The organism is Nocardia bovistercoris (assembly GCF_015674855.1).
GTDB classification, from domain to species: Bacteria; Actinomycetota; Actinomycetes; order Mycobacteriales; family Mycobacteriaceae; genus Nocardia; species Nocardia bovistercoris.
Genome location: NZ_JADMLG010000023.1, coordinates 52,508 through 64,934, shown reverse-complemented (window position 1 = coordinate 64,934; position 12,427 = coordinate 52,508). Strand labels below are relative to the sequence as shown.

Sequence of the window (12,427 nt, the reverse complement as noted above, 5' to 3'; positions counted from 1 at the left end):
GATGGCCGTGGTCACGCTGGTGGTGTTCTCGGCGGCTGTTCGGGCGGACGACGGGTTCCCGCGCACGATCGCGACCGTGTCGGCAGGCCGTGGTGTGCGGTGTGGCGGGCGGGGCTCATGGCAGCGGCGCCGGGAGGTAGTGGTGGTCCGGCTGTCCGGGGCGGACGACGAGTTCGTCGCCGGGTTGGCCGTGGCGCAGGGTGTGGACGATCGCGGCGGCCACGGTGTCGGCGGACAGCATCGGGATTCCCGCCGCGTGGAAGTGGTCGCGGGCGGGTGCGGTCAGCGGGGTGTCGACGAGTCCGGGGCAGACCGCGGCGAGGCGGATGTGCTCCGGTGCGAGGGCGCCGGACAGGGAACGCACCAGCCCGATCACCGCGTGTTTGGTCATGGCGTAGACGGGGTCCTGCGGGGTGGCGCGGATGGCCGCGAGTGAGGCCGTGACCACGATGGATCCGCCGCCGCCGCGTCGCATGACCGGGAGACCGGCGCGCAGCCCCCACATCACCGCGTGCTGGTTGACGCCGACGACGCGGTGGTAGCGCTCGATGTCGAGGGCGGCCGGGTCCTTGTCGGCGGAATTCGTGCCCGCGTTGAGTACCAGCAGGTCGAGGCGCGGGCCAGCGGTCGCGACCGCGCGCACGGACAGTTCCGGATCGGTGAGGTCGCCGACGACGGCCGCGCCCCCGATCTCCGTCGCGAGCTCCGCCACCGCTGGATCGCGGTCGACCACCACGCAGTGCGCGCCCTCGGCGGCCAGCAGTCGGGCGACGGCCGCGCCGATTCCGCCCGCGGCTCCGGTGATGACTGCTGTTTCGCGCATAGATCCTCCGTGCGTGCCGAGGTCGCCGCGGCGACCACCCACCTACGCACCTTGCCAGAATGGCATTCTGATTCGCAAGAATATGATTTTCACCGATGCTGCGTTGACTCGCGTGCACGGTGGTCAGGCACACGGTGGTCAGGAACGCGGTGGCCGGAACCTGCCGGCTCGGCGCCTGACCTGCGACCAGGCTGCTTCGCATGGATCTCTTGTTGCGCAATGAAATCGCGGTGGTCACCGGAGCTTCGAAAGGCATCGGCCTGGCCACGGCGCGAACCCTGCATGCCGAGGGCGCGCTCGTCGTCGCGGTGTCGCGGCGGTCGAGCCCGGAACTGGACGCGATCGCGGGAGAGCGGCTCGTGCATGTCGCGGTCGACCTCACCGCCTCCGACGGACCCGCACGCGCGCTTGGCGAAGCCGAACGCGCCTTCGGCGGCGTCGACATCCTGGTCAACAATGCGGGCGGTCCGCCGCCGGGTGCGGTGCTGCCGCGCTTCTCCTTCACCGCGCTCGACGACGCCGACTGGCATGCCATGCTCGAGTTCAACCTCATGGCGACGGTGCGCGCGGTCCGCGCCGCGATACCGATGATGCTGGCCAGGGGCGGCGGTGCGATCGTCAACATCTCCTCGACGCACGCGCACGTGCCGAGCGGAGTCAATGTCGACTACGGCGTGGCCAAGGCGGGCATCGGCAACCTCACCAAGGCGCTGTCCGAGGAATTCGGGCCGAAAGGCATCCGCGTGAACACGGTTTCGCCGGGTCCGGTGGTCACGCCGTGGTGGACCGAGCCGGGCGGGGCCGCCGAGGTGATCGCGGCGGCCACCGGAAGCGACCGCGACACCGTGTTGCGCACGGGTGCCGCCGAGATGATGAAGCTGACCACCGGCAGGCTCATCGATCCGCAGGAGGTCGCCGACGCCGTCGTGTTGCTCTGCTCACCGCGCTCGGCCAGCACGACCGGAATAGATGTGCTCGTCGACGCGGGGCTGCGCAAGGCGGTGTGACGGGCGAAACAGTATGGCGCGGCCCGGTATCGGCGTTCGCCGGGACCGACTGTGTGTCGTCACTGAACGGTTGCTCCGCATTCATGATCTGCCCGGACTTCCCCCGCGGGCTGGATTACCGGCCGGTATCGGCACCACGCTGAGCGCAGCGCGGTGCGCACACACTGCGCATCGCGGAACACCGATGTCGCGCGAAAGGTACTCGATGAGGACGAAGATTCGGAGCGGATCACGAATGCGCAGGTCCGGCGCGCTGGCCTTGATGGTCGGCTTGACCGCGCTGACGACCTGCGTGAGCGGCGCCGTCACCTCGGCCGCTCCCGCTCCGGCGCCCGCCGAGCCCGCGCCGACCGAACAGGCGCTCGCCGATTACATCAAGGCCGGTTTGAAGGCGCAGCCGGTCGCGGGCACCGGATCGGCCTGCAACTCCGGCAGCGGCACCGGTTCGGGCAACGGTTCGGGCGACTGCTACGGCGGTTCCGGGAGCAGCTCGGGTTCCTCGGGCGGATCGGCCACCGACACCATCGGTTTCGGGCCCGCGCAGACCTCGTGGGTTTCGGCGTTCGGCTACGGCCTGCAGAACCCGGATGTCGCGCCGCCGGGAACCAACGACTGGAACTGCAAGCCAACGGCCGCGCACCCCCGCCCGGTGGTCGCGCTGCACGGCACCTGGATGAACGCCTACAACGGCTACGCCTACATGGGCCAGCCGCTGAAGGACGCCGGATTCTGCGTCTTCACCTTCAACTACGGCCGGTCGAACCTGCTGCAAGGCGGCGGCGTCGGATCGGTGCTGCCGGGCGTCATGGGCACCGGGTACATCGAGGACTCGGCCAAGCAGCTCGCGCGGTTCGTCGACCGGGTGGTGACGGCGACCGGCGCGGACAAGGTCGACATCATCGCGCATTCCCAGGCGGGTCCGATGGCGAGCTACTACACGAAGTTCGAGAACGGCGCGCCCCGGGTGCAGAACCTGATCACCCTCGGCGCCACCAACCACGGCACCACCCTCGACGGGATCGGCGCGCTCGGCCGCGCGGTCAACAACCTCGGTATCGACGTGCTCGGCTTCGTCGAGATCTTCGTCGGCCACGCGGGTATCCAGCAGACCGTCGGCTCGAACTTCGTGAACAAGCTGAACGCAGGCGGCGACACCGTTCCGGGGATCGATTACACGGTCATCGGCACCCGCTACGACGAGATCACCACGCCGTTCGACCTCACCTTCCTGAAGGCGGGACCGGGTGCGACCGTGAACAACGTTGTGCTGCAGGATGGTTGCGATCAGGACTTCTCCGATCACCTGACCATGCTGTACTCGCCGCGCGCGCTGTCGCTCGTGCTGCGCGCACTCGACCCGGCCGGTCACCCCGGTCTGGTGTGCACCTTCAACCCCTGGTTGATCGGTGGCGGCGGGTCGCTTTAGGCGGCAATAGGTTTCGGTTCGGCGAGTCGCCGGGCCGAACGATACGGCGGGGCGCTACCCTTCCGTACGGGGGGAAGCTCCTTCGGATACGTACCGGAGCTTCCCCCTTTTCGTTTTTCCGGCGCGGCAACGAGATTCGCGGCCGGTGGGGAATAGTTCGCGGCGGGCGGGACCTCAGACCGCTGCGGCCTTCCAGCGGGACGCGCGGGCGGCGACGCGCTCGAGCACCGCGTCGAACCGGTCGGCGGCTTCGATGGTGCCGAGGTGGCCGGTCGGCCAGACGTGGTAGTCGGCCAATACGCCGTTGCGGTCCAGGATTTCGACGATGTGGCGCGACATGCGTTCGGGGAGCAGTAGATCGGCCGAACCCGCGATCACCGTCGTCGGCACGCTGATATGGGTGGCGGAATCGCCGAGGTCGAGATCGACGAGGGCGGCGGCGTGCAGGCCTCGGGTGAGCGGGCGGCAGGCGCGGATGACGGCGAGCGCGAAGGCGACCTGATCGTCGGTGGCGTCCTTGTTCATCACCCGGTTCTTGAAGACCGCGCTTACGAGCCGACCGCCGGGTACCGGTACGGGGGAGAACAGGACCGTCTCCGCGACCAGGGACGGCATGCGAAGGGTGCTGCCGCACAACGTCACCGGGCGGGCGCCGACCGTGAGCGGCTTGTTCAGCAGGGGCAGCATGTCGGTTTCGCCGCGCACCTCGCGCGCGGCGGTGTTCACGAGCACGATCTCGCTCGCGCGTTCGGCCACCTGATCCGGGTAGCGGGCCGCCCACGCCTGGATGGTCATGCCGCCCATGCTGTGCCCGACGAGCACGGCGCGTTCGCCGCGCGCGAGGCCCGCGTGCAGGACCGCGTTCAGGTCGCTCGCCAGGCTCGCGGCGCCGAGGCGGGACCGGCCGAGTCCGCTCTCGCCGTGGCCGCGCTGATCGTAGGTGAGTACCCGGTAGCGGTCGGCGAACGCGTTGATCTGCGGATACCAGTACTCGATGCTGCAGCTCCAGCCGTGCACGAGCACGATCGTCGGTGCGTCGGCCCGGCCGTAGGCGTGCACGCGGAGCCGGGCGCCGTCGGCGGTGGTCACGGGTATGACTTCGTGCGGTGCGGTCGGCTTGTTCAGCGCCGCGGTCGCGTAGGCGCGACCGCGCAATCCGGCACGGTAGGCGGCGGTGAGCGGTTCGGTTCCCCGTAGCGCCGCGATCGTCTGCATCGACGTGACCAGCATTCGAGCACTCCTTTGTGTCCTGCCGTTACCGTACCCTGCAAGCAGGGTGCTAGCTAGTGCAAGCGGTACGGTCCGGAAATCCTGGCCCGAATGGTCGGATATCCGATAATCGGTACGGCGAACACCGCGACCGGCACCCTTTTCCCACGTATCGCGCGGGCGCCGGTTCGCGTGACATCGGCGTGAGCTCGACTCGGAACCGTCGAGTCGAGCTCGGGAATCAGCCGGGAGCGAAGAGTTCGGCGATCAGATCGGGAATCACGAGACAGACCTGATCGTCGGGGTGGAAATCGGCACTGCTGTCGAGTCGGTGCGGCGTCCGCACGAACACCACCACCGAGGAACCGTCACCGGGATCGATCTCCACCGCCACCGACCCCGCGGTATCGCCGTCCCGTACTGCCTGCCAGTGACCCACATGCCCGAATTCCAGCTTGCGAGCCGTGCTGACCCCGAATCCGTCGAGCCGGGTGAAACCAGCGGCATCCACGCTGTGAAATTCTACGGCGGCCGAGGAAACGCCGGATGAAATCGATCATGATCGGCCGATGACCGGCTAGGATCCGGCAAGATCTTTGGGGGTGACGAAGGTGGATATTCGTATTTCGGCGCCGGTTCCGGTGCTCCGCGTCTTCGATGTCGACAAAGCCTACGAGTTCTACCGGGATTACCTCGGGCTCGACATCGACTGGGAACACCGATTCGGTCCCGACTTCCCGCGCTACGCGCAGGTCTCGCGGTCGGGACTGCGACTGCACCTCAGCGAACACCACGGTGACGGCACACCGGGCACCGTCGTGTGGATTCCGGTCGCCGACGTGTACGCGCTGCAAGCCGAGTTAGCGGAGAAGGAATACCGGTACGCCGCACCGGGACCGCCGGAGCCCGGTCCCGGCGGCCCCGGATTCGCCGTCACCGATCCGTTCGGCAACGTGCTGCGCTTCGCCCAACCCGAATAAGCGGTTACCGTTGAACCTTGTGGAGAGCGCGCATGTCGCAGGTGAAACGGCCGCCGACTCGATTCTGGCGAAATACACCAAGCCGCCGACGCAGCGCGGCTGGCGGGCCATGCCGTTGCCGTTGTTGACGGCAGGCGTGGGGATCGGGGCGGTGGCGCTGCTGCATTTCCGTGATCCGCACGTGGAAGGGGCATACGGTGTGTGCCCGGTGTACGCGTTGACCGGTATGTACTGCCCCGGGTGCGGTGGCATGCGGTCCGTGCACAACCTCACCGACGGGCGGATCGTCGACGCGCTGCACAGCAACCTGATCGCGGTCCCGCTGCTGTTCGGACTCGCGCTGTGGGTCGGCGCGTGGGCCGTGCGCGCCTGGCGTGGGCAGCGGCTGGTGCTGCCGAGGATCGAGCGGTCGACGATGTGGATACTGCTCGCGCTGATCGCCGTGTACTGCGTCTTCCGCAACACCCCGTGGGGCGGCTGGCTCACCCCCGTCTGATTCGTGGGCGGTGAGTTCGGCTCGAGCGCTGTCGTGCGGTGAGTTCGGCTCGCGCCGTAGGTGTGCGGTGTGCTCGGTGTCGCCAACTGGCGTCGGGTCGCGGTGCCTGTCCCCGCCCGGTCGTGCGGCGTCGCGGTGTGTCGGTGCGGGAGCGGTGCGGTTCGGTGTGCGCGGCGTTGCTGGTTGCACCGTCGTGTGGCGGGCAAGCTTCGAGTATGAGCGACACATTGAAGCAGCGCGTGCGGGCCAAACTGTTGCGGCAGCTCAACGAGGACGGCGCGCCGGATCCCGAGCAGGAAGACACGCGACAGGTCTCGGTCGAAGACGATCTGGAACGGCTCGATTCGGTGGCCGACGACGATCCGCTGATCGAGGAGATCGCCGCGCGCTACCTGGTCTTCTGACGCGGAATCGGTCCCGAGCCTTCAGTGCGCGAGCTTGCCTTGCGCCGACGGCAACTGGGGCAGGGTTCGCGCGCGCAGCCAGCCGTCCCACAGCGGGCGCAGCGAGGTCATGCTGTAGTGCCCGGCCAGGTCGGTGAAATCCTCGGTGGTGACCGAGGCGTGGCGGTACCGGCGGGTCCATTCCCGCACCAGGTCGAAGAAGGCGGTGTCGCCGAGGTGCAGGCGCAGCGCGTGCAGGGTCAGCGCGCCGCGCTTGTACACGCGGTCGTCGAACATGCGGCGCGGGCCGGGGTCGCCGATCGCGATGTCCTGCGGCTGCCTGGCCAGGTGCCCTCGCGCGGCCCTCGCCTGCTGATCGGCGCTCGCCCCGCCCGACGCCTCCGACCAGATCCATTCGGCGTAGCACGCGAAACCCTCGTGCAGCCAGATGTCGCGCCACTGGCGGATGGTGAGGCTGTTGCCGAACCACTGGTGCGCGAGTTCGTGCGCCACCAGGCGTTCGTAACCGCGACGCCCGTCGCAGTGGTTCGCGCCGAACACGGAGATGCCCTGGGCTTCGATCGGGATCTCCAGCTCGTCGTCGGTGATCGCCACGGTGTACGCGCCGAACGGGTACGGGCCGAACCTCTCGACGAACAGTTCCATCATCTTGGGCTGGCGGGCGAAGTCGTGTTCGAAGGCGGAACGCAGCCGCGGCGGCACAACGGCGTGCATCGGCACCCTGCTGTGCGCCGGACCGACCCGGTAGCGGCGGTACGGGCCGATCTGGATGGTGGCCAGATAGCTCGACATGGGTTCGGGCTGATCGTAGGTCCACGTGGTCTGGCTGGCTTTGGTCTGCTTGCCGACCAGGGCGCCGTTGGCCAGCGCGTAGTACGGGGTGTCGGTGGTGATCGAGATGCGGTAGCTGGCTTTGGAACTCGGATGGTCGTCGCACGGGAACCAGGAGGCCGCGCCATTGGGCTGGCTGGCCACGAGCGACCCCTCCGACAGTTCCTCCCAGCCGACCTCGCCCCACGGTCCGCGCACCGGTTTCGGCGCGCCGCCGTATTGCACGACCAGCGCGAGCACGCCGCCCGCCGGAATCCGCTGCTGCGGGGTGACGACGAGTTTGCCGCGCTGATGGGTGTACTTGGCGGCCTTGACGCCGTTGACGAAAACCTTGGACACCGAAAGCGATTGGGACAGGTCGAGCGCGTAGCGCGGGCGCACCTCGGTGGTGACCGCGGTGATCTCGGCGCGGCCGGTGAGCCGGTTGCCCGCCACCTTGTAGACCAGCGTCAATTCGTACCGCGACACCCGGTAGCCCCGGTTGCCGTTCTGCGGAAGGTATTCGTCTATCGGTTTGTCGTAGAACTTGTTCGGCATCAACGGGGCGCTTCCGCCGGACTCGTTCTCGAACCGGCCTCCGATTCCGCGCCTTTCGACAGAGTTCCGGCGCCCTTCGCGGGAGCACCGGCATCTTTCGCTGCCGTATCCGCCCCGTTCCCGGTTCTCGCGACCGTCTCCGCGGTGTCGTCGTTGTCCGTGGTCGCCGCGACCATGGTGGCAGCCGAGATCTTTTCGTTCCACGGCGCGATCGGGTTGCCCCACCAGCGCGTCGACGGCGGCACCACATCGCCGCGCATCACCAGCGAGGCCGGTCCGATGGTCGCGCCGGGGCCGATCACGGCGGCGGGCAGCGCGACGCAATGCGGGCCGAGCGTCGCACCCGCGCCGAGGGTGACGGTATCCATCGCCATGATCCGATCGTGGAAGAGATGGGTCTGCACAACGCATCCGCGTTCCACGGTCGCACCGTCACCGAGCGTCACCAGGTCTGCCTCCGGAAGCCAATAGGACTCGCACCATACCCCGCGCCCGATCCGTGCGCCGAGTCCGCGCAGCCACAGATTCAGTACCGGTGTACCCGTCGCGGCGCGCGCGAACCAAGGCGCGGCGACGGTCTCGACGAAGGTGTCGGCGACCTCGTTGCGCCACACGAACGAACTCCACAGCGGATGTTCGTCGGTCCCGATCCGCCCGACCAGCAACCATTTCGCCGCTACCGCGCTGCCGCAGGCGACCGCGCCCGCGGCGAGCAGCACCACGCCGCTGAGCAGCGCGGCGGGCAGGTGCCCGAGCCGCTGCGCCAGCCAGGCCAGCGTGAACAGCACGCCGAGTCCGATGGCGAAGGTCACAAGGACGGGGATGAGTCGGCAGGTCTCCACGATGCCGCGGGCGATCCGCAGCCGCAGCGGCGGATCGAAGGTGCGCGCGGTGTCGGCGTTCTCCGAGGCGCGCCGCAGCCGCACCGGCGGGCTGCCGAGCCACGACGACCCGGCCTTGGCCTTCGACGGCGCGGCCGACAGCACCGCGACCAGACCGTTCTTGGGCACCCTTCGGCCCGGCGCGGTCATCCCGGAATTGCCGAGGAAGGCGCGTTTGCCGACCTTCGCCTCACCGATGTGCAGCCAGCCGCCGCCGAGTTCGTAACTGGCGACCATGGTGTCGTCGGCCAGGAACGCGCCGTCGGCGACGGTGGTGAACTTGGGCAGCAGCAGCACCGTCGACGCTTCCACCGAACGGCCGACCTTCGCGCCGAGCAGCCGCAGCCAGATCGGGGTGAGCAGGCTCGCGTAGAGGGGGAACAGGAAGGTGCGCGCCCCGTCGAGGAGTCGTTCGGTCGACCAGGCCTGCCAGCCGATCCGGCTGCGGACCGGGTGGTAGCCCTCGCGCAGTCCGATGCTGAACAGCCGGACCGCGATGATCGTGATCGCCGCGTACACGCCGAGGCTGAGCAGGGTCGCGATGGGCAGGACGGTGAACGCGCGGCCGATGCCCTCGGTGAGGGTCGCGGTGTCGCGGATCCGCCAGGCGATGTAGCCGCCGCCCGCCGCGAGCCCCATGATCGGGACCGCCGCGAGCACCATGGAGGTGATGCCGAAGATCAGCACCCAGTGCGCGGCGCGCGCAGGCGTCTCGTCGGGCCAGCGGTGTCTGGCCTTGCCGACCTTCACCGCGGGCGAACCGGCCCACTCCTGATCGCCCTTGATCTTGCCCGAAACGGCCGAACCGGGCGCGATCTCGGCGTTCTTGCCGATCTTGGTGCCGGGCAGCAGGATCGAACGCGACCCGACCACGGCGCCGGACCCGACCACGATGGGGCCGATGTGCACGAGGTCGCCGTCGATCCAATATCCGGACAGGTCGACCTCGGGTTCCACACTGCACCGGTCGCCGAGTTCGAGCATGCCGGTGACCGGCGGCAGCGTGTGCAGGTCGACCCCGCGCCCGATCCGCGCGCCGAGCGCCCGCGCGAACGGCACCATCCACGGTGCGCCCGAGAGGTTCTCGGCGCCGCTGGCCTCCGACAGCCGCACCGCCGTCCACAGCCGCAGGTGCACGTGGCCGCCGCGCGGATAACTGCCCGGCCGCACGTCGTCGAGCAGCAGTCGCGCGCCGAACGCGCACAGCGCCATTCGGCCGGGCGGGCTGATGAACAGCGCGAACGCGATCAGCGCCCACCACCAGGACAGGTGCGGCAGCCACGGCAGCGAGCCGGACCACGCGGCGATATTGCCGACGATGGCGAGCCAGGTCAGCCACTGCAAGCCGGTGAGGGTGGTCAGCGGGATGGTGGCGAGGACCTGGAACAGCTGGGCGGGCAGGGGAGTCGGTCGCACCGTGCGTTCCTCGACGGCCGCGGCGGGCGCGCTCTCGTCGAGGTGGTCGGCGAGCGCGCCGAGTCGAGGATGGTCGTACAGGTCGGCGACCGCGACCCTCGGATAGCGTTCCCGCAGGGCCGCGACGAGTTGCGCGGCGGCGAGCGAACCGCCGCCCACATCGAAGAAGTCGGTGTCGGGACTGGTGACCTCGGCGCCGAGGATCGAATCCCACAGCACAGCGACCCACTGCGCGGTCGGCGTGAGCCCGGCCTCGGCCTCGGCGTCCTTGCGTTTGGGTAGCGGCCACGGCAGGGCGTCGCGGTCGACCTTGCCCGAGGTGCGGGTCGGCAGTTCGGCGACCACCGCGAGGCGCGGCACCATCGGCGCCGGAAGTTGTTCGGCGAGTGTGTCTCTGGCGGCTTTGAGGTCGTAGTCGGGGTCGGGTCCGGTCAAGTAGCCGACAAGGATCTTGTTGCCCGCCTTGGTGGTTCGGATCGCGGTGGCCGCGCCGGTGACGCCGGGCAGGTGTTGCAGCGCGTTGTCGATCTCGCCGAGTTCGATCCGGCGGCCGCCGATCTTGATCTGGTCGTCGGCGCGGCCGAGGAACACCAGGCCCGCTCGGTCGTTGCGCACCAGGTCGCCGCTGCGGTAAGCGCGCTCCCAGCCCAGCGTCGGCAGGGGGGCGTACTTCTCGGCATCCTTGTCCGGGTCGAGGTAGCGGGCCAGCCCGACGCCGCCGATCACCAGCTCACCGGATTCGCCCTCGGCGACCGGGTTGCCCGACGGGTCGACCACCGTCAGATCCCAGCCGTTGAGCGGCAGGCCGATGCGGACCGGGCCGGAACCGTCGAGCAGCGCCGCGCAGGCGACCACGGTGGCCTCGGTGGGCCCATAGGTGTTCCACACCTCGCGATCCGCCGCGCCCGCCAGGCGTTCGGCCAGCTCCGGCGGCACCGCTTCGCCGCCGAAGATGAGCAGGCGGACCGGGTCGAGGGCTTCGGCGGGCCAGGTCGCGGCCAGGGTCGGCACCGTCGACACGACGCTGATCTCCCGCCGGACCAGCCACGGGCCGAGGTCGGCGCCGGTGCGAACGAGGGCGCGTGGCGCGGGCACCAGGCACGCGCCGTGCCGCCACGCCAGCCACATCTCCTCGCAGGAGGCGTCGAAGGCCACCGAAAGGCCCGCGAGCACCCGGTCGCCGGGGCCGATCGGGGCGTCGCGGAGGAAGAGTTCGGCTTCGGCGTCCACGAAGGCGGCGGCATTGCGGTGCGTGACCGCTACGCCCTTCGGGGTGCCGGTGGAACCGGAGGTGAAGATGATCCAGGCGTCGTCGCCCGGTTCCGGGGTCGCGGTCACGCCCGTGGTCTCGGGCGCGGTGGCCGATATCTCGATGCCGTCGCCGGTGACGACCGCGCTGACCTTCGCCTCCCCGAACACCAAGCGGGCGCGCTCGTCGGGGTCGTCGGCGTCGACCGGAACGTAGGCCGCGCCCGCGTGCAGGACGGCGAGGATCGTCACGTAGAGCTCGTGACTGCCCGAGGGCATGCGCACGCCGACCCGGTCGCCTGCCCCGACTCCCGCCACCGCGAGCCGCTCGACCGCGATATCGATCTCGGCCAGCAGTTCGGCGTATCCGAGCACGACTTCGCCGTCATCGATGGCGGGTGCGTCGGGATGGGTCAGCGCCGTTTCGGCGAGGATGTCGACCAGGGTCCGTGGCGGAGCCGCGAGCGCACCGCTCAGCAAGGGGGAGTCGCCGGAGTCGGCGGCAGGCGCCGACGTGATGTCCGTGGACGGGCCTGCCGTGTAGTCGAGAGGCGTCGCGGAGGCCGGGGCGGGGTCGACCGCCGATTCGGTGGCGAGCGAGGCTTCGGTCTCTATCGCGGACGCGGAGTCGTGCTCGGGAGGCTCGGTGTCGGAATCGACGGATGATTCCGGGCCTGGGTGTGCCGCAGTGGCGTGCGCGGACCCGGAACTCGGAGGCGGCGCGTCCACGATGGGTTTCGATCCGGTCTGCGATTCGCCCTTGGACGCCGCGCCGGAGTCGGTGGACGGCGGGGCGGTCGAGGGCGACTCGGTTTCGCGCGGTGGTTCGGAGTCCGCGTCGGGGGACGAGCCGTTCGCGCGGATGCGGCTCGCGGTGGCGGACGGTGCGGACGCGGCTCGCTGTCCGGCATCGGTGGGGTTCCTGACCTGCGGGGATAGGGAGGGGGATGGTTCGGGGGCGGGCGGTGACTGTGTGGAGTCGGATCGCCCTGACGCGTCCGGATCATCGCCCGCCGCAGTGTCGACCTGCGGCTGCATGACGTCCTGCCCACCTCTCATTGACCCGTGTCCAGCCTTCGCATTCGTTGTTCCACATGATGGTTACCGGATGGCAAACACCGAGGTGACCGAGTGTCTACGGTACTCGGGGTATCGCCGAAGTTCCGCGC

Annotated in this window: 9 protein-coding genes and 1 pseudogene; 5 read left to right on the top strand and 5 right to left on the bottom strand. The window is 69.5% G+C overall.

Translation table 11 applies throughout. From position 1 onward, the window contains the following. Window positions 1-115: 115 nt before the first annotated feature. Window positions 116-823 carry an SDR family oxidoreductase gene (locus IT779_RS34150; RefSeq protein ID WP_196153606.1) on the bottom strand — a complete coding sequence of 236 codons (708 nt, stop codon included), beginning with the start codon at window positions 821-823 and terminating at the stop codon, window positions 116-118. Between the two features lie 200 nt (window positions 824-1,023). Here IT779_RS34150 and IT779_RS34145 point away from each other — a divergent pair, with 200 nt between their 5' ends. Together IT779_RS34145 and IT779_RS34140 are read left to right on the top strand one after the other, a co-directional pair. After that, the gene (locus IT779_RS34145; protein WP_196153605.1) at window positions 1,024-1,830 is read left to right on the top strand and encodes an SDR family NAD(P)-dependent oxidoreductase; all 807 of its coding nucleotides are present in this window, start codon (window positions 1,024-1,026) and stop codon (window positions 1,828-1,830) included. A gap of 235 nt (window positions 1,831-2,065) precedes the next feature. Beyond that, complete coding sequence (locus IT779_RS34140) at window positions 2,066-3,256, top strand: esterase/lipase family protein (protein ID WP_232542362.1); 1,191 nt, start codon at window positions 2,066-2,068, stop codon at window positions 3,254-3,256. Window positions 3,257-3,430: 174 nt separating this feature from the next. Here the strand turns inward: IT779_RS34140 and IT779_RS34135 are convergent, their stop codons facing one another. Together IT779_RS34135 and IT779_RS34130 are read right to left on the bottom strand one after the other, a co-directional pair. Next, window positions 3,431-4,486 (bottom strand): alpha/beta fold hydrolase, encoded by a 1,056-nt coding sequence (locus IT779_RS34135; protein WP_196153604.1) that lies wholly within the window; start codon window positions 4,484-4,486, stop codon window positions 3,431-3,433. Window positions 4,487-4,706: 220 nt separating this feature from the next. Further along, window positions 4,707-4,976, bottom strand: a complete 270-nt coding sequence (locus IT779_RS34130) for a hypothetical protein (RefSeq protein WP_196153603.1) — start codon at window positions 4,974-4,976, stop codon at window positions 4,707-4,709. A gap of 100 nt (window positions 4,977-5,076) precedes the next feature. Here IT779_RS34130 and IT779_RS34125 point away from each other — a divergent pair, with 100 nt between their 5' ends. The 3 genes from IT779_RS34125 (at window position 5,077) to IT779_RS34115 (ending at window position 6,345) form a co-directional block, all read left to right on the top strand. Then, complete coding sequence (locus tag IT779_RS34125; protein ID WP_332839090.1) at window positions 5,077-5,445, top strand: glyoxalase superfamily protein; 369 nt, start codon at window positions 5,077-5,079, stop codon at window positions 5,443-5,445. 109 nt (window positions 5,446-5,554) lie between these two features. Beyond that, window positions 5,555-5,941, top strand: coding sequence for a DUF2752 domain-containing protein (locus IT779_RS34120; protein WP_196153655.1), 387 nt, complete (start codon window positions 5,555-5,557; stop codon window positions 5,939-5,941). Between the two features lie 215 nt (window positions 5,942-6,156). After that, complete coding sequence (locus IT779_RS34115) at window positions 6,157-6,345, top strand: hypothetical protein (RefSeq protein ID WP_196153602.1); 189 nt, start codon at window positions 6,157-6,159, stop codon at window positions 6,343-6,345. A gap of 21 nt (window positions 6,346-6,366) precedes the next feature. On the opposite strand, the gene IT779_RS34110 is transcribed toward IT779_RS34115, so the two are convergent. Next, window positions 6,367-7,713, bottom strand: coding sequence for a M1 family metallopeptidase (locus IT779_RS34110; protein ID WP_196153601.1), 1,347 nt, complete (start codon window positions 7,711-7,713; stop codon window positions 6,367-6,369). A gap of 194 nt (window positions 7,714-7,907) precedes the next feature. Then, window positions 7,908-12,296, bottom strand: a pseudogene (locus tag IT779_RS34105) (Pls/PosA family non-ribosomal peptide synthetase); the annotation flags it as partial. Between the last annotated feature and the right edge of the window lie 131 nt (window positions 12,297-12,427).